The sequence below is a fragment of the Nocardia sp. NPDC041819 genome, assembly GCF_055590505.1.
This window is the reverse complement of record NZ_JBVJAP010000003.1, coordinates 241,654-261,089: the sequence shown is the minus strand read 5'-3', so window position 1 is coordinate 261,089 and position 19,436 is coordinate 241,654. Positions and strand designations below refer to the sequence as shown.

Genomic DNA, 19,436 nt, shown 5'->3' with positions numbered 1-19,436 from the left:
GTGGCGGGGAAGGGCTCAGTGACCCGAGCTGCGCACCCCGAGCAGCACATCCTCCCAGGACGGCATCGGAGCCTTGCCGCGCTTGGCACGACTCGGCTTCGCCGGAGCCTTGGCCGCGGGCTTCGCGGGCTCCTCGGTGGCGGCGGGCGCGGGCGCGGTGGGCTCCGCCGTGGCGGTCGCGGTGGTCGCGGCGCCGTTGGCGGGCACCGCGTTACCGGCAGCCGCGGGGGTCGCGGTACCGGCCGCGGCGGGCGTGGCGCTGGTGGCCGCCGGGATCGCGGCGGCGCTGCCGCCGGCCGCGACGGCTCGCTGTTCGTAGTATTCATCCAGCGTTGGCTGACTCTGCCTGCTCGCCGTCCGCGTGGGCGGCGCAGCCGGGGCGGGGGCGGGGGCGGGGCGCGGTTCGACCACCGGTTCCGGCTGCGGCGGGGCCGATTCGGGTTCGGGAGGCACGATCGTCGCCAGCCCGCGCAGCGCGCGCCCGAAATCCGGATCGATCAGATCGGAAGCCGGATCGTCGAGCGGTGAGACCGAGCCGCCGTGCGCGTCCGGCTGGTAACGCCAATGCGCGGCGATCTCGGAACGCCCGTTCTGCCACTGCAACTGGGCGACCCAGTAGCCCTTCTCGTCCTTCCAGGCGTCCCATTCGGCGCCCTCGATGTTGTGTCCGCGCGCGGTGAACGCGGCGGTGACCACATCGATGAGGGTGTCCACGGCGGGACCGTCGGGGCGGACCGGGTGCGCCTTCTGGGCGAGTTCGGCGGCGCGGGCTCGCTCCAGCAGGACCGGATAGGCGAATCGCTCGACGCGACTGGCCGGCATTCCGGATTCTTCGGTGACCTGTTCTACGGAGGCCCCTGCGCGAATACGGGCCTGGATATCGCGGGGACGCATAGTTGCTTCCATTTCGATCTCAATCTGGCCGAATCGGGCAAGGTCTCCGCGCGCGGCGGCTCGCAGTTTGTCGTCGGCGGGCAGCCGGAACTTCTGACCGGACTCGGTGTCGATACACACGATGTGCGTGGAGTCGGGCGTCACCCCGATCACTCGAAGTTCACGCACCGTTACCTCCTTATCGCGTCGACTCGCGACACCGCCCACTTTCCGAAACAGTAGTGCACATCTGAGATTCATGGGGCAGGACACGCGGCACGGAAATCTCCGGAGAGACGTCCGCGCCCCGCTAATCTGCTCTGTTTGCTCCGCTGCGCCTAATTCTGCGGCGTGTCGATCCCGGGCGTGTTGCGGCCGTCGGGTCCAAATACGCGGCGCTCAGCCGAGATTCTGCACGACCCAGTCGATGGCGCGGGTCAGCTGGCTGACGTCGTCCGGATCGATCGCCGGGAACATGCCGATGCGCAGCTGGTTGCGGCCCAGTTTGCGGTACGGCTCGGTGTCCACGATGCCGTTGGCGCGCAGAATCTTCGCCACCGCGGCCGCGTCGACCGAATCGGCGAAATCGATGGTGCCAACCACCTGCGAGCGGTGCGCCGGGTCGGTGACGTACGGAGTGGCGTACTCGCTCGACTCGGCCCAGGAGTACAGCCGCGACGACGAGTCCAGCGTGCGCTTGACCGCCCAGTCCAGGCCGCCGTTGCCGTTGAGCCATTCGATCTGATCGGCGAACAGCAGCAGGGTGCCCAGCGCGGGGGTGTTGTAGGTCTGGTCCTTGGTGCTGTTGTCGATCGCGATCGGCAGCGACAGGAAATCGGGCGTCCAGCGGCCCGACGCCTTGATCTCCTCCACCCGGGCCAGCGCGGCCGGGCTCATCAGCGCGACCCACAGGCCACCGTCGGAGGCGAAGCACTTCTGCGGGGCGAAGTAGTAGACGTCGGCGTCGGTGATGGTCACCGGGAGGCCGCCCGCGCCGGAGGTGGCGTCGATGGCGATGAGCGCGTGGTCCGAGCCCGCCGGACGCCGGACCGGGATGGAGACACCGGTCGAGGTCTCGTTGTGCGCCCAGCCGATCAGGTCCGCCGACGGGTCCGACACCGGCTCCGGCGCACTGCCAGGCTCGGACGAGACCACGATCGGATCGCCGATGAACGGGTTGCCCTTGGTCACCGCGGCGAATTTCGAGCTGAACTCACCGTTGGTCAGGTGCAGGGAACGCTCCCGGACCAGACCGAACGCGGCGGCGTCCCAGAACGCGGTGGTGCCGCCGTTGCCGAGCACGACCTCGTAGCCGTCCGGCAGGCCGAACAGCTCGCGCAAGCCGGAGCGCACGCGCGCCACAACGTCCTTGACCGGTTTCTGCCGATGCGAGGTTCCGAACACCGAGGCGCCGACGTTCACCAGCGACTGCAGCTGCTCCGGACGCACCTTGGAGGGGCCGCAACCGAACCGTCCGTCGGCGGGCTTGAGATCGTCGGGAATGGTCGGAAACGCAGAGGTCATGGCGAACAGGGTAGTCGGTGGTATCGCTGTGGCGACGCCCACACTCCGGCTAACGTAAGCGCCCATGAGCATGGCGTCAGCTAACTCGGGGTGGCGACTGCGCGAGCGGGCACGGAATTTCCGGCTGCGCGGTGCGACGGTCTCGGACGCGATGCGGCGGGAGTTGCTGATCCGGGGTGAGTCGGGGACCGCGACGATCCTCGGCGTGCGTCCGCGGCGCACCGAGCCAGGGCACGTGTTCTGGGTGCGGGTGCAGCTGGCGGGGGAGTTCCCCTACGACAGCAGGGTGCGGCAACGGGTGGCCGACGCTGATCTGGAATGGATGCGGGCGGGCGACGTCGTGTGCTGCCGGGTCGACCCGCGCGACCGTGATCGCCTCGTGTTGTACGTGCCCGACCTGGAGGAATCCGGCCGTGCCGGCATCGCGAAGATCCTCGCCGACGGCCGCCGCGCCGACGCCACCGTGCTCGCCGCCGCGCCGGTCGCGGCCGACTACTCCGGTCGCGACGACCCGGTGCTGCGTCTGGACCTCGAACTGCGCGCCTGGGACGAGGCCAAACCGTGGCGGGTGCGGCTGGTCCAGCCGGTACCGTTGCACGCCATCCGTCTGGTCGACCTCGGCCAGCATCTGGAGGTCGCCTTCTTCGAGGTCGACCACGGCGAGACGGTCGCCGTCGACTGGACCGCGTCGCTCGAGGAGTGAACCGCGGGCGAATCGGCCGAGCGGCTATAGATGCACGAAGGTGAAACCCATCGCGCGGATCTTCGGCAGCGCCGCGGCCATGCCCGCCGCGGTTCCCGAATGCGGCCGGTGCATATGGGCCAGCGCAATAGCGCCCGGGGCGGCGGCATTCATCGCCGCTTGCACTTCGACGGCCGGCGCGGTCGCGCCGAAATCGGCGTTGATACCGAAACCGACCGGAGTTTCGCCCAATTCGTTGACGATGGACACCGCGACATCGTCGTAATGCGCGGTGCCCGCGCGGAAGAATCGCGGCGGCGCGCCGGTCAGCGCGGTCAGCAACTCGTGGTTGGCCCACACTTCGTCGGCGGCCTCCCGCGCCGACCCGGTCCCCGCGATGCCATAGGCTTCGCGGCCGTTCACCGAGAGCGGTTTGTGCGCGACGCCGTGATTGGCGAGTTCGAACAGCGAATTCGCCGCCAACTGCGCGGCACGCGCACGGTTGGCATCGATCCAGCGCTTGTTGAGGAACAGCGTCGCGGGAATCCGCTCGGTGATCAGGAAGTTCACCAGCGACTCATCGATGTCGTTGTTGCCTGGGCCGCCGCAGGCGTCGAACGTGAGCGCCATCTGTTTGCCGACGGCCGGGAAAGTGCTTGTGATTCCGGCCATATCGATGCCCCACCGCTGGGGCCGGATACCGGCGTATCGGGCGGCGACGGTGGCAGCCGGTCCGGCTGCCGGAGCTGCCGAGACCGGAGCGGCCCGCACCCCCGCGGCGGCGCTCGGCACGACCGACACGCGCGCCTGCGCGTAAGACGTGTTCTGCGGGGCGCCGCACCCAGTGGCGGCGAATACTGCGGCCAGCGCGGCGCCGACGCCGAGCATCCCCCGCCTCGATATTCCTTTGTCCTGCATCCCTCTGGTCCTCTGGCTCCCCCGGATGCCACGTGAGCCGGACGTGACAGCGGCACAACGTCTTCCGCGGTCACGCCCGGCTCGCGGCCGTGCGTTTCCGGACTTCGGCTACGTGTGCGCGATCGTCGCCCAGCCCGCGACCTCTTCGGGCTTGCGGGGGCCAGGGCCGGTGTAGATGGCAGCCGGGCGCACCAGCTTGCCCAGCTGCTTCTGCTCCAGGATGTGCGCGCACCAGCCCGCGGTGCGGCCGCAGGTGAACATGGCGGGCATCATGTGCGCGGGCACCTCGGCGAAGTCCAGGATCACCGCGGCCCAGAACTCCACGTTGGTCTCGATGGCGCGGTCCGGACGACGCTCGCGCAGCTCCGCCAAGGCGGCCTGCTCGAGCGCGGCGGCGACCTCGTAGCGCGGCGCGGCCAGCCGCTTCGCGGTGGCGCGCAGGACGCGAGCGCGCGGGTCCTCGGCCCGGTAGACCCGGTGACCGAAGCCCATCAGCTTCTCCTTGCGGTCCAGGATGCCCTTGACCAGGGCTCGCGCGTCGCCGGTCCGCTCGACCTCCTCGATCATCGGCAGCACGCGCGCGGGCGCGCCGCCGTGCAGCGGACCGGACATGGCGCCGATCGCGCCGGACAGCGCGGCCGCGACGTCGGCGCCGGTCGAGGCGATCACCCGGGAGGTGAAGGTGGAGGCGTTCATGCCGTGCTCGGCGGCGGAGACCCAGTAGGCGTCGATGGCCTCGGTGTGGCGCGGGTCGGGGTCACCCTTCCAGCGGGTCATGAAGCGCTCGGTGACCGTGGTGCACTCATCGATCTTCTTCTGCGGGACCGCGGGCTGGTAGATGCCGCGCGCGGACTGCGCGACGTAGGACAGCGCCATGACCGAGGCCCGGGCGAGGTTCTCGCGGGCGGTCTCGTCGTCGATGTCAAGCAGGGGCTGGTAGCCCCAGATCGGCGCGAGCATGGCCAGCCCCGCCTGCACGTCGACGCGCACGTCGCCGGTGTGCACCGGGAGTGGGAAGGGTTCGGCGGGCGGCAGGCCGCGCCCGAACGATCCGTCGACCAGCAGCGCCCACACGTCACCGAAGGTCACCCGGCCTTCGACCAGGTCCTCGATGTCGACGCCGCGGTAGCGCAGCGCGCCGCCGTCCTTGTCGGGTTCGGCGATATCGGTGGTGAACGCCACCACGCCCTCGAGGCCGCTGACGAAATCACTGGGGACGGTGGCCTGCCCACCGGAAACCGCGGGGCTGGTAGTCATGTCGCGACTCTCCTTGCACTTGGTTCACACGTTCTCGCCGATGGGAAGATGTCGGATTTGACGAGCACATGCCGATCATCAAAACCTTAGCTCGCTGCTACCGGGGAGTAACGTCTGGCCCATGCGTGACCTGGACACTTCATCGGATCTGGCGGCCATGCGGGTCGACTACGGCGGCCTTCCGCACGGCGGCAACGACGACGTCGACCTGGACGAGACCTGGCTCGCCGGTGGCTGGGAGCCGCTGCTGCGGCATTGGATCGAACAGGCCACCGCGGTGGGCATCGCCGAACCCAACGCCATGGTGCTGGCCACGGTGTCGGTGGCCGACGGCACACCCCGGCCGGTCGCGCGGACCGTGCTGTGTAAAGGGCTCTCGCCGGAGGGTGTGATCTTCTACACCAATTACGACTCCGCCAAGGGCGCTCAGCTGACCGCCGTGCCATACGCCGCGATCACTTTCGTCTGGCCCGCGCTGGGCAGGCAGGTGCATCTGCGCGGCGCGGTCGAGCGGGTCCCCGCCGAGACGACGGCGGCATATTGGCGTTCCAGGCCGCGGGACTCGCAACTGGGCGCCTGGGCGTCGCGCCAGTCCCAGCCGATCGGCTCGCGGGCCGAACTGGATCGCACACTGGCCGAGGCGACGGCGCGGTTCGCCGATGTCGACGAGATCCCCGTACCGCCGCACTGGGGCGGCTTCCTGGTGCGTCCCGACGAGGTCGAGTTCTGGCAAGGGCGGCGCGGCAGGCTGCACAACCGCATCCGGGTGCGGATCGAGGACGGGACGACCGCGGTCGAGCGCTTGCAACCCTGACGTATTCCCAGCGAGCCCGTGACAATTCTCGCGTCGAACCGGTCGCGACGACTGCGTACGCTGCGGCGGTGAAACTGCTCGCCGACATCACTCCGCTGCGAAATCCGGACTACCGACGCCTGTGGAGTTCGGGCATCGTCACCATGATCGGCGCGCAGCTGTCGGTGGTCGCGGTGCCGCAGCAGATTTTCCAGATCACCGGCAGTTCCGGCTACGTCGGACTGGCCGGGCTGTTCGGCTTGGTGCCGCTGATCGTGTTCGGCCTGTGGGGCGGCGCCCTCGCCGACGTACTGGACCGGCGCAGACTCCTGCTGATCACGAATTCGGGCACCGGGCTCACGGCGCTGGCCTTCTGGCTGCAAGCGGCGGCCGGGGTGCAGAACGTGTGGCTCGTGCTCGGCCTGTTCGCCGTGCAACAGGCGTTCTTCGCGGTTAACCAGCCCACCCGCAGCGCCACCATTCCCCGCCTGCTGCCGGAAGACCAACTGGCCGCCGCGAATTCGCTGAACATGACGGTGATGCAGTTCGGCGCCATCGCCGGGCCGGTGCTGGCCGGTGCGCTCATCCCCGCGGTCGGCCTCGCCACGCTCTACCTGATCGACGCCGTCGCGCTGCTGGCCACCCTGTGGGCGGTGTGGCGGCTGCCCGCGCTGCCGCCGACCGGAACGGCGCGCCGCGCCGGATTCCGCACGGTGCTCGACGGTTTCGGCTACCTCGCCACGCAGCGGGTGCTGCTCGCGTCGTTCGCGGTGGACGTGATCGCCATGGTGTTCGGCATGCCGCGTGCGCTGTTCCCGCAGATCGCGCACGAGACCTTCGGCGACCCCGCGACCGGGGGTGTCGCGCTCGGCCTGCTGTTCGCCTCGATGTCGGCGGGCGCGGTGCTGGGCGGGGTGTTCTCCGGCTGGATCCCGCGTATCCGCAGGCAGGGCCTCGCCGTGCTGGTGTGCATCGCGCTGTGGGGGCTGGCCATGGTCGGCTTCGGCCTCGCCGTCGGATGCACCGGCCACGGCCTCGCCCTCGGCGCGGGCTTGTGGATAGCGCTGGCCTGCTCGGCCTTCGGTGGCGCGGTCGACATGGTCTCGGCCGCGCTGCGGGTCACGATGCTGCAGACGGTGGCCACCGACGATCTGCGCGGGCGGTTGCAGGGGGTGTTCACCGTGGTCGTCGCGGGTGGGCCGCGCGTCGGTGATGTTGCCCACGGTTTCGCGGCGGCGAGCCTGGGTACCGCTGTGGCCGCCGCCGGTGGAGGCGCGCTCGTGGTGGTGGGAGTGGTGCTCGCGGCGGTCGCGTTTCCGGCTTTCACGCGTTACCGTGTCGGGCGCGCTCATGCCGAAATCGCCGTGTGACGTGCACCGCGACCGCTCCGCTCCGTGCCTGCGGGACCTCACCGCGCCGGGATGTGTTTGTGAGCCGCCGCAGGACTACCCTCCGGTATTGTCCGCGTCGGTGAACGGCTAGCGTTGAGGCAAGCGCATCGTGCGCCGACCGCGCCGGTGCCTGTGGTTCTAGCCTGAGAGGGATCCTTCCGTGCCCGCTGAGAACATCATCAACGTCGACGACGACGCCAAGCCGGTCCTTTCCTACCCCGGCGGCGAGTTCCCGATGACGGTCACCAGGGCCGCCGAGGGCAACGACGGGATCGAGCTGGGAAAGCTGCTGGCCAGCACCGGGTACGTGACATACGACCCGGGTTTCATGAACACCGCCCCGACCAAGTCGGCGATCACCTACATCGACGGTGAGGCGGGCATCCTGCGCTACCGCGGCTACCCGATCGACCAGCTCGCGGGGGCCTCGACCTTCATCGAGGTCAGCTACCTGCTGATCTACGGCGAGCTGCCCACCCAGGCCCAGCTCGAGGACTTCACCGACCGCATCCGCAGGCACACCCTGCTGCACGAGGACCTGAAGCGGTTCTTCGACGGCTTCCCGCGCAACGCGCACCCGATGCCGGTGCTGTCCTCGGCGGTGAACGCGCTGTCGGCCTACTACCAGGACTCGCTGGACCCGCGCGACCCCGAACAGGTCGAGCTGTCCACCATCCGGCTGCTGGCCAAGCTGCCCACCATCGCGGCCTACTCCTACAAGAAGTCCGTGGGCCAGCCCTTCCTCTACCCGGACAACTCGCTGAGCCTGGTGGAGAACTTCCTGCGGATGACCTTCGGCTTCCCGGCCGAGCCCTACGAGGTGGACCCCGAGGTCGCCGCGGCGCTGGACATGCTGCTCATCCTGCACGCCGACCACGAGCAGAACTGCTCCACCTCGACCGTGCGCCTGGTCGGCTCGTCCGACGCGAACCTGTTCACCTCGGTGTCCGGCGGCATCAACGCGCTGTGGGGTCCGCTGCACGGTGGCGCGAACCAGGCCGTGCTGGAGATGCTCGACAGCATCAAGGCAAGCGGCAGCGACGTCAAGGAGTTCATCCGCAAGGTCAAGAACAAGGAAGACGGGGTGAAGCTCATGGGCTTCGGACACCGCGTCTACCGCAACTACGACCCGCGCGCCTCGATCGCCAAGAAGCACGCCGACGCCATCCTGAGCAAGCTCGGCGGCCACGACGAGCTGTTCGACATCGCCCAGGCCCTGGAAGAGGCCGCGCTCACCGACGACTACTTCATCGAGCGCCGCCTGTACCCGAACGTCGACTTCTACACCGGCGTCATCTACAAGGCGATGGGCTTCCCGACGCGGATGTTCACCGTGCTGTTCGCCATGGGCCGGCTCCCCGGCTGGATCGCGCACTGGCGTGAGATGCACAGCGAACCGCTGAAGATCGGCCGTCCGCGGCAGATCTACACCGGCTACGGCGCCCGCGACTACCGCGAGATCACCAATCGTTGACGAAATCCATCCATCACCTATCGAAGGGGATAGCCGAATGACCAAACCGGAGATCGAGTTCCAGGCAGGGCCCGCGCCCACCGAGCTGGTGATCAAGGACATCATCGAGGGTGAAGGCAAGGAAGCCGTGCCCGGTGGCACCGTGGAAGTGCACTACGTGGGCGTCGAATTCGAATCCGGCGAAGAGTTCGACTCCTCCTGGAACCGCGGTGAGTCCATCACCTTCCCGCTGCGCGGCCTGATCCAGGGCTGGCAGGACGGCATCCCCGGGATGAAGGTCGGCGGTCGTCGTCAGCTGACCATCCCGCCGGAGCTGGCCTACGGCCCGACGGGAGCCGGTCACCGCTTGTCCGGCAAGACCTTGGTCTTCGTGATCGACCTGCTGAACGCCAACTGATTCGGCGGTGCGGGCCCGGTGCCCGCCCGCGAACTGTGAGATGTGTGGCCCGTGTTCCGCTCAGGAACACGGGCCATCCTCGTATCCGCCTATCGCCGGACGATCTCGACGGGGTCGGTGAGGGCGGCGGCCAGTGCGGATTGCTGGCTGCTGCTGCGCTGGGGGAGGGCGGCTACGGCCTTGTCGGTCTGGGTGTTGAGGTTGTGGACGATGCTCTGCAACTGGTTCACGCCGCCGGTGAGCCGGCTGATTGCGTCGACAAGCTGGGCGCCGCCCTGTTCGGCGAGCTGGGGTAGGCCCTCGGCGAGCTTCGCGCCCTCCGACAGTTGTGCGCTCGCACCGGTCAGGCGGTCGACGACGGTGCGAAGCAGAGTACCGAGATCGGTATCCGGGTCGACCGCGCCGCCGACGAGCGAACCGAGGCCCGTCAGCTGGGAGCCCGCCTGCGCGGACACGCTCCGCAGCGCGTCCAATTTCCCGATGATGTCGGCCAGCGCCGGATCGTTCGCGAACGGCAGGGCGCGCAACAACGGCAGGATCTGGTCCAGTCCGCCGCTCACCGTGTTCGCCGTGCGTTCCACCTGCGCGATCGTGATGCCGGTCGAATCGAGGGCGGCGGCGAGCCGGTCGGCTTGCGCGGCGGCGCCGTCGACGGTGGAATTCAGCAGCGCGATGGCCGAAGTGAGCTGCGCCGAACCCGATCTGGCTGACTCGAGGAAGCCGAGCAGCTGGTCGGCGCCTGCGCTGAACTGGTCGGCCCCCGCGGCGGCCGCGCCGACGCCCGCGTCGAGCAGCTGGGCGGTGAACCGCACCTGTGACAGCTGGGTCCTGGCCTGGGTGACGGCGGTGAGGGCGGCGTCGACGCCCACCGCCCCGATCCGATGCGTCACCTCGGTCACCGCGCCGTGCACCAGGTCGGCGTCGGCGTCTTCGTTGGTATCCACGGTGACCTCGGCCCGCTTCGGCTCGGGGCCGGCCAGGGTGCCCAGTGATTCCGTGAGATCGGCGGGCAGCGTGATGACCGCGGCGTAGTCGCCGGTGCTCGCCTCGCCCGGCGCGGCGGCGGTCCATTCGTAACCACCCGCGTCCTGCAACGCCTTGACCACGCGCGCACCGGTGGGCCCGGTATCGGCGTTGACCAGAGCGATTCCCGTCGGCCCCCGATCATTCCCGGTACACGCGGTGATTCCGGCGCCGAGGCCACCGGCGGAGAGGAGCGCAACGGCGAGAATGCCCCAGCGGGCCCGTTTTTCGATCACGCCGCAGACCCTAGACGCGAGTTATGGCGCGCCCCTGGGCGTTTCTCTGAGGGTTGAGTAAGGGTCGATCAGTCCTTGCGCATCCAGGCGAGCGTGATCCGTGTCTCGCGCAGCCGCCAGCCCGCCGGTGTCCGTACCGCGGTGCACACCTGTCGGAGGCTGCCTGTCTGGTGAGGTGGTTGGCCGTCGCGGTAGTAGTACACGATCGAGTTCGCCGAGGCAGCGGCCTCGTCGCCGTTGACGTGCACCAGCAGGTCGGTGGTCGTGTGCTGGGTGAGTTCGCCTTCCACCTCGGACTGCCGCATGAATTCCACGACCTTGTCGATGCCGCGGACTCGGATTCGCGGCGAATGGACCTCCACATCGTCGGTGAAGACGGTGCCGGCATCCTCCCACCCCTTCTCGTCGAGCAGCCGGGCGAAGCGAGTGAACAAGTCGGCGATCTCGATGCGGTCGGCGAGCAGAGTATCGGTGGACATGACGCCCTTTCGTTGGAGGTCCCAATGTTGGTAGAGCCAACAATACCGTAAATGGTTGGCTACGCCAATGATCTCTTCGCGATTGCCGCACCGACGGTGCCGACCCCCGGCTGGTGCCGTGGTGCGCGGAGGAACTCGCAGGTCCACGCGCGGTGTCGCGTTCACTCGTCACGCACCCACACGGGCCCAGCTCCCGGTTTCGAGCGAAGCGAGACCGAGCATGTTCTGTTCGCGGCCCGGCTCGCGTCCGAGTGGCCGCCGCGTCCGCGACGAAGTCGCCAGCGGCGGTCGCTCGGACGCGAGCCATGAGGGGGCCGTGAACACCCAGCGCCGCAGGCGCTGGAAATCAGACGGAGCCGGGCAGATCCAGGACCAAGCGGATTCCGCCGAGCGTGCCTTCATCGAAATACGCTCGGCCACCGTGCAATTGGGCCTGCTGGGCCACCAGTGCCAAGCCCAGGCCCGAGCCGCCCTTGCTCGCCTGGCTGCCGCGGAAGAAGCGGTCGAAGACGGCTTCGCGCTCCTCCGGCGGGATGCCGCGGCCGTTGTCATCGATCGAGATCACGATGTGACCGCCCCGCCCGCGGTGCGCGGAGACCAGGGCCTCGGTGGCTCCGCCGTGTTTGACCGAGTTGGCCAGGGCGTTGTCCACCGCCAGCCGCAGTCCGGCGGGCAGGCCGCGGGTGACGAGTTCGGCGTCGGAATCGATGCGCACGGTGAGGCCGGGGAAATGCCGCATGGCGTCGTGTGCGGCCTGGTCGCACAGGTCGCCGACGTCGGTGGCCACGTGGTCGCGCTCATTGGTCAGGTCGCCGGTGGCCAGCCGCTCCAGCGCCGCGAGCGTGGTCTCCACGCGGCCCTGGCTACGTTGCAGGTCGTCGAGGATCTCGGCCCGCTGCGCCTCGTCCAGGTCGAGGGTGCGCAGCACCTCGAGGTCGGTGCGCATCGCGGTGAGCGGGGTGCGCAGCTCGTGGGCGGACACGGCAGCGAAATCGCGGGCGGTCTCCAGTGCCGCGGCGGTCTGGGCATGCGCCTGATCCACTCGCTGCAACATGGTGTTCACCGCGTCGGCCAGTTGCTCGGCCTCGTGCACGCCCGCGCCCTCCACCCGCGCCTGTGGATCGCGGGGATCGGGATACGCGCTGCGCGCGCCCACCTGCCGGGTGAGCCGCACGATCGGACGCACCGCCGCGCCCGCGAGCAACCAGCCCAGTCCCGCTGCGGCGGCGATGGCCAGCAGAGCGCCGCCGAGCACCCACCGTTGCTGCTCGGCGGTGGCCTCGGCGGCGCCCGCGGCGGGGATGCCGAGCGAGACCACCCGGCCCGCGGGTTGATTCTCGGTGGTGGTCAGGATCCGGTACGGCGTGCCGCTCACCGCGACGGTGCGGGAACCGGTCGGCTGCGAGGGCAGTTCGGTGGGTGTGCTCGCGACGACATCGCCGTTGTCCCGGACGGTCACGGCCATGTCGTTGTTCAGCCCGGTCAGGCTGATGAACCGGACCGCGAGCTGCGGCTCGATCAGCACGATCCGCGCCGCGACGGCGAGCTGCTGGTCGGACTGCTGCACGTTGTTGCGCTCGATGGCACGAATGCTGATCAGGCTGATCAGGGTCACGATGATGATCGCGCCCGCGGCCGCCGCGCCCGCGACCCGGGTGCGCAGCGAAAACGACCGGCGCCGACGGGTTTCCGGCGGTGCGGCGGCGGGCACGGTCATTTCGGTGCTCGGAGCACGAATCCGACGCCGCGGATCGTGTGCAGCAGCCTGGGAGTGCCGTCCACCTCGAGTTTGCGGCGCAGGTAGCCGACGAAGACGTCCACCACGTTCGTGTCGGCGGCGAAGTCGTACCCCCACACCAGTTCCAGCAGACGCTCCCGGCTCAGCACCACGCCGACGTTCCTGGCCAGCGTGGACAACAGCTCGAATTCCCGCTTGGTGAGCTCGATCTCGCGGCCGTGCAGCAGCGCGCGATACCCCGCGACGTCCACCTCGAGCGGGCCGACGGTGACCGCGCCCGGTGTGGTGGGAGCGGGCGCGTCGGACCGTCTGCGCAGCAGCGCCCGGATCCGCACCACCAGCTCCCTCAGCACGAACGGTTTGACCAGGTAATCATCGGCGCCGGACTCCAGTCCGGAGATGCGGTCGTCCACCGACGCACGGGCGCTCAGCACGCAGATCGGCACCTCGTTGCCCATCGCGCGCAAGGCGGTGACCACCCCGGCGCCGTCGAGCACGGGCATGTTCATGTCCAGCACGATGGCGTCGGGCGCGTTCTCGTTCACGCTGCGCAGCGCTTGCGCGCCGTCCCTGGCCACGAGGACTTGGAAGCCGGACAACCGCAGCCCACGCTCGACCGAGGCGAGCACGTCCTCGTCGTCGTCGACAACGAGGACCGTCGGATTCGGAGTCGAGGTCACGTCATCCATTCTGCTCCCCGGCTCCGGTGAAACCTCGCGTTGTGCGAGTCGGGCACGCGGGATACGGGTTCACGACCCGCCGGGGTGCCGGAGCAAACCCGGCGAGTCGTCCATGTCCGCGCGGGATCAGTAGTTGTGGCAGGTCTCGGCCACGACCCGGATCGTGTCGCGCAACTGCGCGGTCCGCGGGTCGTTCTCCGCCTGGCGCACCGCGTCCGGGTTCTCGTCGATGGCCCGCCGCAACTCGGCCCGGCGCTGCTCGACCGGCTGGTCGAACCTGCGCTGCAACTCGGCCTTCTGACGCGGGTTCGCGTCGAGCACCGCGGCCAGCTGCGGCGCCTTGTCGTGCAGCGCCGCGTCGACCTGGGCGAACGAGCAGTCCGAGGTCAGCAGCGGCTCTGCGTATTCCATCGGGCCCGCGCCTGCGATGGCGGGGCTCAGGAACAACGTGACCGTGGCGAATCCACCTGCGGCGAGAGCGGCGACGGCGGGGCGGCCTACGGAACGTTTCATGATGTGTTGCCTCCAGATCATCGATTTGGTTTCGGGGCGGTCTCGAGGCTATTTCGAACTGTTGGCGCCGATCTGAACATCCTCTGAGGAAACTCTGAGGACGTCGCACCGGCGATATGGAAACCTAGGACGGCACAACCGGATCCACGCCGGGCGCCACCACGTCATCGGTGTTCTCGCTATTGTCCTGCGCCGGGTCCCGCCACTCGGGACGCGCCGCGCGGATCTGCTGCTCCAGCGCCGCGAGCACGCCCGGGTCCTCGATGGTGGAGGGCACTTCGAACGTCTCACCGGAGGTGATCTGCCGGATGGTCTTACGCAGGATCTTGCCCGACCTGGTCTTGGGCAGCGCCGTCACGATGACGGCGTCGTGCAGCGTGGCGATGGCGCCGACCTGGGTGCGCACCCGCTCGATCAGCTCGTCGCGCAGGCGGTCCGGATCGATGTCGACACCGGACTTGAGCACCACGTAGGCCAGCGGCCGGTGACCCTTGAGTTCGTCGGGCAGCCCGATCACGGCGCATTCGGCGACCGCCTCGTGCCCCGCGATGGCCGCCTCGATGCTGCCCGCCGAGAGCCGGTGCCCGGCCATGTTGATCACGTCGTCGCTGCGGCCGAGGACGTACAGGTAGCCGTCCTCGTCGAAGTAGCCGGAGTCGCCGGTGAGGTAGTGACCGGGATAGGCGGAGAGATAGGAGCGCTCGTAGCGGGCGTCGTCGCGCCAGAGTCCGGTCAGCGTGCCGGGCGGCAGTGGCAGGCCGATGACGATGTTGCCCTCGGTGTTCGGCGCCACCGCGTTGCCGGAGGAGTCGAGCACGCGTAGTCGGTAGCCGGGTATCGGTACCGAGGCCGAGCCCGGTTTGATCGGCAGGCGCTGCAGGCCGAGCGGGTTCGCGCAGATCGGCCAGCCGGTCTCGGTCTGCCACCAGTGATCCACGACGGGGCAGTCCGAGCGACCCGCGAGCAGGGTTTCCTCGGCCCAGCTGTAGGTGGCCGGATCCAGGCGTTCGCCCGCGCAGAACAGGGCGCGCAATGAGGACAGGTCGTGGCGGTGGGCCAGCTCGGCGCGGGGGTCCGCCTTGCGGATGGCGCGCAGCGCGGTCGGGGCGGTGAACAACACCTCGACCTTGTGCTTGTCGACCATCTCCCAGTACGCGCCCGCGTCCGGTGTTCCGACCGGCTTGCCTTCGTAGAGCAGCGTGGTGGCTCCGACCAGCAGCGGCGCGTAGACGATGTAGGAGTGACCGACCACCCAGCCCACGTCGGAGGCGGCCCACATCACCTGGCCCGCGTGGATGTCGTAGACGTTGCGCATCGACCAGGCGAGGGCGACCGCGTGCCCGCCGTTGTCCCGGACCACGCCCTTCGGCTTACCGGTGGTGCCGGAGGTGTAGAGGATGTAGAGCGGATCGGTGGCGGCGACCGATACCGGATCGGCCGCGGGCGCGTCGCGTACCGCGTCGTCCCAGTCCAGCCACTGCGCGGCCACGGTCTGCGCCGAACTCGGCAGGTACTCGGTGGCGGGCTGCGGCGCGGGGAAAGGGATCGTGTCGAATTGCGGCCGCTGCTTGACGATCACCGTGCGCGGCGCGGTCGTCTCGGCGAGATCCAGCGCCCGCAACACGATGGGCGGGTATTCGATCTTCTTGCCCGGTTCCAGGCCGCCGGAGGCTGTGATGATCAGCACCGGCTCCGCGTCATCGATGCGGGCGGCCAGTTCCGGGGCCGCGAAGCCGCCGAACACCACCGAGTGGACCGCGCCGATGCGAGCGCAGGCCAGCATCGCGATCACTGCCTCGGGGATCATCGGCAGGTAGATCACCACCCGATCGCCCGCCGATACGCCCAGCCGGGCCATCGCACCGGCGAACCGCGCCACCTCGTCGAGCAGCTCGGCGTAGGTGTAGACGACCGTGGCGCCGATCATGGCCGAGTCGTAGATCAGGGCGGGCTGATCGGCGAGATCGGGGGCGCCGGGCTCGGTGGGGTGCACATGCCGGTCGAGCGCGTTGAAGGAGGTGTTGAGGCGAGCGCCGGAAAACCACCTGGCCACCGGGCGGGCGCCGGTATCGACGATCTGCGTCGGAGGCACGTCCCAGTCGATCGCTTCGGCCGCGCCGGCCCAGAACTCGGCGGGATCCACCAAGCTGGTCTGATAGGCCGGTCGATACTCGTGCCGCACGTTCAACCCCGTGACTCCCTAGCCTCGCCTCGATGCCCGCCTCGATAGATCTGGTTGATTGTGGCAGACTTCACGCGACGCCCGGGTGGGTGCCGCTACCTTTGGTTTTGCCTGGAACTGGCAGGTCAATGATCGCGACATCACGCCCAGTCACCCAAGAAGTTATTGATCCGTTAGAATCTGATGTCACTTATTTGGGCCGTCGTAGACGCAATTTCTCGGCCAGCCGCAGCTCTCGGCCAGCTCCACCTGTCGAGCCAAGCACGCGAATGTGGAGGTTCGGTTGATGGCGCGTGGTAGAGGCCAGTTTGGAAAGTGAGTGGGAGATGCGTGACGCCGCTAGGTCCGGCAGCAGCCGCTGGGCTCTGGGCAACTGGGACCTGCGCTGGAAGGTGACGGCGGTGCTCGCCGTGCCTCTGGCGGTCGCGGTCGGGCTCGGCGTGTCCAGGATCTCCTCGGAGTTCGCGGAATCGAACCGGCTCGCCGACATCTCGGAGAACGTCGCGGCCATCCCGATGGTCACCGGGCTCAGCGCTCAGACGGCGACCACCGCGAGTTCGCAGATGGTCACGCTGGCGCCCAACGTGTCCATCGTGACCGATCAGAACCTGGCGGATCTGGACAAGGCGATCGCCAACGCGGAGAAGGCGGCCGACCGGCTGAGCAGCGTTCCTGGTGCGCGTGCGTCGTTGGAGAGCATGCTCAACCAGGCAAAAGCCGTTCGTGCCCAGGGTAAGAACGCCACCACCGGTCCGGCCTCGGATACCGTCGCGTTGATCGACCGCGTCCGCAACGACAGCGTGCACATCGTCGAAACCACGGTCGGCCAGGTCAGCGACGGTGGGGTCGACGCGGCCAAGCTGCGGCTGGTCGACTCGCTCAACACCCGTGCCGCGCTGGTCAGCGTGGTCGCGGCCTTCCCGGAGGTGCTGCGCAACCAGCAGGCCGGCGTGCAAAGCTTCCTCATCGCGTCCAGCACGGAGCGTGCGCTGCTCAACGTGGTCGCGCACCGCTTCCCGGATGGCGACACCTCGATCGCCGATCTGCGTGCCGGCATCGACACCAGGGTCGCGCTGTTGACCAGCCCGCAGGCGCAGGCGGGGCAGCTCCCGATCGGTGATCTGAAGAAGTCGCTGACCGACAGTCTCGCGGTCTACGAGCACGTCGTCGGCAAGTCGACCAAGGACATCGACTCCGCGATGAACTCGCTGGTGACCACCGCCCAGCGCGACGCGTGGACCTATACCGCGGTCGTCATCGCGACCATCCTCGCCGCCCTCCTGCTCGCGGTCTTCGTGGCCCGCTCGATGATCGTCCCGCTGCACCGGCTGCGGTTGGCCGCGCTGCGCGTGGCCGAGAGCGACCTGCCGCACGAGGTCGCCCAGCTCCGCAACGGCGCCTCGCCGGAAGAGGTGCCGCTGGAGCCGATGCCGGTGCGCAGCACCGAGGAGATCGGCCAGCTGGCCCGCGCGGTCGACGACATCCACGGCCAGGCGCTGCGCCTGGCGAGTGACCAGGCGAAGATGCGTTCGCAGGTCAACGACATGTTCGAGACCCTGGCGCGGCGCTCGAAGTCGCTCGTCGACCATCAGCTCACCCTCATCGAGGCGATGGAGTACGACGAGAAGGACCCGCGCCTGCTGGAAAACCTCTTCCGGCTCGACCACCTCGCCGCCCGCATGCGCCGCAACGGCGACAACCTGCTGATTCTGGCCGGTACCAGGCAGCGCCGCGCCAAGTCCGCCCCGGTCGAGATCGCCGACGTGCTGCGCGCCGCGATCTCCGAGGTCGAGGACTACGAGCGCGTGAAGCTCGGCGCCACGCCGCGCGGTTCGCTGAAGGAACCCGCCGCCTCCGACCTCGCGCACCTCTTCGCCGAGCTGCTGGACAACGCGCTGCGCGCCTCGCCGCCGGAGACCGACGTCAAGTTCACCTTCGCGCAGGCACACGATCAGGGCCTGCTCATCGAGGTGGCCGACCGCGGCATCGGTATGCCGCCCGCCGAGATGGCCGACATCAACCACCGCTTGGAGCAGACCGCCGAGCCGGGGCCGGACACGGCCCGCCACATGGGTCTGTTCGTGGTCGGCAGGCTCGCCGAGCGGCACGGTCTCACCGTGCGTCTGCGCCCGACCTTCGACACCGCGCGCGATCCCGGCGTCACGGTGACCGTGCACGTGCCGGTCGGACTGATCGTCGCGGGCAAGCCGAGCGCGGCGCAAGCCGTCACCCCGCAGCCCGTCACCCCGCAGCCCTCGCCGCAGGCCGCCGCGCCGCAGCGTCCGTCGTCCATGCAGATGCGGGCCGTCACCCGGACTCCTGGGGGCAATGTCATGGTCACTGTCGATCCCGGGGTGAGCGGCCCGATTCCGGTCGCCGGCGCCAAGCCCACCGGCACGCCCAGCGGTCCGATCCCCACCGGCCCCGGCGGACTGCCGCAGCGGCAGCCGGGTTCGGCGATGTCGTCGAGCGGTATGCGCTCGGAGGCGCAGCAGTCGGCGACCAGCCTGCGGCCCGCGCCCGGACAGCAGGCGCCGAGCGGTCCGCAGCGTGGCAAGCTGGCCGCGGCCAACCTGCCCAAGCGCAACCTCACCCCTGGCGGTCCGCCGCCGCGCCAGCCCGGTGGTCCCGCGGAGCAGTCCGGTTCGGGCCTGCCGCCGCGTGACCCGAACTCGGGCGAACTGCCCCTGCGTCAGCCGGGTGCCAATGGTGTGCCGCAGCCGAGCACCGGTCTGCCGCAGCGGCAGCCGGGCACCAACGGCGTGCCGCAGCGGGACGCGTCCAGCGGCCTGCCGCAGCGCGAAGCCGCTTCCGGCGGTCTGCCGCAGCGCGACCCGGCGAGCGGTCTGCCGCCGCGCGAGACCGGTCTGGGTGGTCTGCCGCCGCGGGAAAGCGGTTTGGGTGGTCTGCCGCAGCGTGAGTCCGCCGGTGGCCTTCCGCAGCGTGAGCCGGGTTCTACCGGTCTGCCGCAGCGCGAGCCGGGTTCGACCGGCCTACCGCAGCGGCAACCGGGTTCGAACGGTGCGCCGCAGCGTGACTCGGCCTCCGGTGGTCTGCCGCAGCGTGAGTCGGCCTTGGGTGGCTTGCCGCAGCGTGAGCCGGGTTCGACCGGTTTGCCGTCGCGTGAGTCGGCCTCCGGTGGCTTGCCGCAGCGTGAGTCGGCCTTGGGTGGCTTGCCGTCGCGTGAGCCGGGTTCGACCGGTTTGCCGTCGCGTGAGTCGGCCTCCGGTGGCTTGCCGCAGCGTGAGTCGGCCTTGGGTGGCTTGCCGTCGCGTG

At 69.4% G+C, this 19,436-nt stretch carries 16 protein-coding genes; 6 read left to right on the top strand and 10 right to left on the bottom strand.

Features of this window, described 5'->3' with window-relative positions; translation table 11 throughout:
* Positions 1 to 15: 15 nt before the first annotated feature.
* Together sepH and serC are read right to left on the bottom strand one after the other, a co-directional pair.
* Positions 16 to 1,062: a septation protein SepH gene (gene sepH / locus ACZ6DL_RS12840; protein ID WP_466050785.1), complete on the bottom strand. Its 1,047-nt coding sequence runs from the start codon at positions 1,060 to 1,062 to the stop codon at positions 16 to 18.
* A gap of 210 nt (positions 1,063 to 1,272) precedes the next feature.
* On the bottom strand, positions 1,273 to 2,397 hold the full coding sequence (serC, locus tag ACZ6DL_RS12835; protein ID WP_357038769.1) for a phosphoserine transaminase: 1,125 nt from the start codon (positions 2,395 to 2,397) through the stop codon (positions 1,273 to 1,275).
* A gap of 64 nt (positions 2,398 to 2,461) precedes the next feature.
* Here serC and ACZ6DL_RS12830 point away from each other — a divergent pair, with 64 nt between their 5' ends.
* On the top strand, positions 2,462 to 3,100 hold the full coding sequence (locus tag ACZ6DL_RS12830; RefSeq protein ID WP_466050783.1) for a hypothetical protein: 639 nt from the start codon (positions 2,462 to 2,464) through the stop codon (positions 3,098 to 3,100).
* A 24-nt stretch (positions 3,101 to 3,124) separates the two neighbouring features.
* Here the strand turns inward: ACZ6DL_RS12830 and ACZ6DL_RS12825 are convergent, their stop codons facing one another.
* A complete protein-coding gene (locus ACZ6DL_RS12825; RefSeq protein ID WP_466050781.1) occupies positions 3,125 to 3,997 on the bottom strand; it encodes a polysaccharide deacetylase family protein in 873 nt (290 codons plus the stop codon).
* Between the two features lie 108 nt (positions 3,998 to 4,105).
* Complete coding sequence (locus tag ACZ6DL_RS12820; protein WP_040870221.1) at positions 4,106 to 5,254, bottom strand: citrate synthase 2; 1,149 nt, start codon at positions 5,252 to 5,254, stop codon at positions 4,106 to 4,108.
* A gap of 121 nt (positions 5,255 to 5,375) precedes the next feature.
* Here ACZ6DL_RS12820 and pdxH point away from each other — a divergent pair, with 121 nt between their 5' ends.
* From pdxH to ACZ6DL_RS12800, 4 genes are all read left to right on the top strand, one after another.
* A complete protein-coding gene (gene pdxH / locus ACZ6DL_RS12815; RefSeq protein ID WP_466050779.1) occupies positions 5,376 to 6,068 on the top strand; it encodes a pyridoxamine 5'-phosphate oxidase in 693 nt (230 codons plus the stop codon).
* Between the two features lie 68 nt (positions 6,069 to 6,136).
* Positions 6,137 to 7,417: an MFS transporter gene (locus ACZ6DL_RS12810; RefSeq protein ID WP_466050777.1), complete on the top strand. Its 1,281-nt coding sequence runs from the start codon at positions 6,137 to 6,139 to the stop codon at positions 7,415 to 7,417.
* A gap of 181 nt (positions 7,418 to 7,598) precedes the next feature.
* Positions 7,599 to 8,912: a citrate synthase gene (locus ACZ6DL_RS12805; protein ID WP_084467116.1), complete on the top strand. Its 1,314-nt coding sequence runs from the start codon at positions 7,599 to 7,601 to the stop codon at positions 8,910 to 8,912.
* A gap of 37 nt (positions 8,913 to 8,949) precedes the next feature.
* Positions 8,950 to 9,309: an FKBP-type peptidyl-prolyl cis-trans isomerase gene (locus ACZ6DL_RS12800; RefSeq protein WP_466050775.1), complete on the top strand. Its 360-nt coding sequence runs from the start codon at positions 8,950 to 8,952 to the stop codon at positions 9,307 to 9,309.
* Positions 9,310 to 9,398: 89 nt separating this feature from the next.
* On the opposite strand, the gene ACZ6DL_RS12795 is transcribed toward ACZ6DL_RS12800, so the two are convergent.
* The 6 genes from ACZ6DL_RS12795 to ACZ6DL_RS12770 form a co-directional block, all read right to left on the bottom strand.
* On the bottom strand, positions 9,399 to 10,568 hold the full coding sequence (locus ACZ6DL_RS12795; RefSeq protein WP_466050773.1) for a YhgE/Pip domain-containing protein: 1,170 nt from the start codon (positions 10,566 to 10,568) through the stop codon (positions 9,399 to 9,401).
* Between the two features lie 68 nt (positions 10,569 to 10,636).
* Positions 10,637 to 11,047, bottom strand: a complete 411-nt coding sequence (locus tag ACZ6DL_RS12790; RefSeq protein ID WP_466050771.1) for a nuclear transport factor 2 family protein — start codon at positions 11,045 to 11,047, stop codon at positions 10,637 to 10,639.
* 346 nt (positions 11,048 to 11,393) lie between these two features.
* Positions 11,394 to 12,764 (bottom strand): sensor histidine kinase, encoded by a 1,371-nt coding sequence (locus ACZ6DL_RS12785; RefSeq protein ID WP_393233299.1) that lies wholly within the window; start codon positions 12,762 to 12,764, stop codon positions 11,394 to 11,396.
* On the bottom strand, positions 12,761 to 13,465 hold the full coding sequence (locus ACZ6DL_RS12780) for a response regulator transcription factor (protein ID WP_373283920.1): 705 nt from the start codon (positions 13,463 to 13,465) through the stop codon (positions 12,761 to 12,763). The genes ACZ6DL_RS12785 and ACZ6DL_RS12780 overlap by 4 nt, the downstream gene beginning before the upstream one ends.
* Positions 13,466 to 13,591: 126 nt before the next feature.
* Positions 13,592 to 13,978 carry a hemophore-related protein gene (locus tag ACZ6DL_RS12775; RefSeq protein ID WP_062968882.1) on the bottom strand — a complete coding sequence of 129 codons (387 nt, stop codon included), beginning with the start codon at positions 13,976 to 13,978 and terminating at the stop codon, positions 13,592 to 13,594.
* A gap of 124 nt (positions 13,979 to 14,102) precedes the next feature.
* Complete coding sequence (locus tag ACZ6DL_RS12770) at positions 14,103 to 16,166, bottom strand: AMP-binding protein (protein WP_466050769.1); 2,064 nt, start codon at positions 16,164 to 16,166, stop codon at positions 14,103 to 14,105.
* Positions 16,167 to 16,486: 320 nt separating this feature from the next.
* Between ACZ6DL_RS12770 and ACZ6DL_RS12765 the strand changes: the two genes are divergently transcribed.
* The coding region (locus ACZ6DL_RS12765) for a sensor histidine kinase (protein ID WP_466050767.1) at positions 16,487 to 19,436 on the top strand (2,950 nt) is incomplete at its 3' end.

Coding starts and splice junctions, on each gene's coding strand:
- serC (WP_357038769.1), bottom strand. CDS start 2,397: ATGACCTCTGCGTTTCCGACCATTCCCGACGATCTCAAGCCCGCCGAC.
- ACZ6DL_RS12830 (WP_466050783.1), top strand. CDS start 2,462: ATGAGCATGGCGTCAGCTAACTCGGGGTGGCGACTGCGCGAGCGGGCA.
- ACZ6DL_RS12825 (WP_466050781.1), bottom strand. CDS start 3,997: ATGCAGGACAAAGGAATATCGAGGCGGGGGATGCTCGGCGTCGGCGCC.
- ACZ6DL_RS12820 (WP_040870221.1), bottom strand. CDS start 5,254: ATGACTACCAGCCCCGCGGTTTCCGGTGGGCAGGCCACCGTCCCCAGT.
- pdxH (WP_466050779.1), top strand. CDS start 5,376: ATGCGTGACCTGGACACTTCATCGGATCTGGCGGCCATGCGGGTCGAC.
- ACZ6DL_RS12800 (WP_466050775.1), top strand. CDS start 8,950: ATGACCAAACCGGAGATCGAGTTCCAGGCAGGGCCCGCGCCCACCGAG.
- ACZ6DL_RS12790 (WP_466050771.1), bottom strand. CDS start 11,047: ATGTCCACCGATACTCTGCTCGCCGACCGCATCGAGATCGCCGACTTG.
- ACZ6DL_RS12785 (WP_393233299.1), bottom strand. CDS start 12,764: ATGACCGTGCCCGCCGCCGCACCGCCGGAAACCCGTCGGCGCCGGTCG.
- ACZ6DL_RS12775 (WP_062968882.1), bottom strand. CDS start 13,978: ATGAAACGTTCCGTAGGCCGCCCCGCCGTCGCCGCTCTCGCCGCAGGT.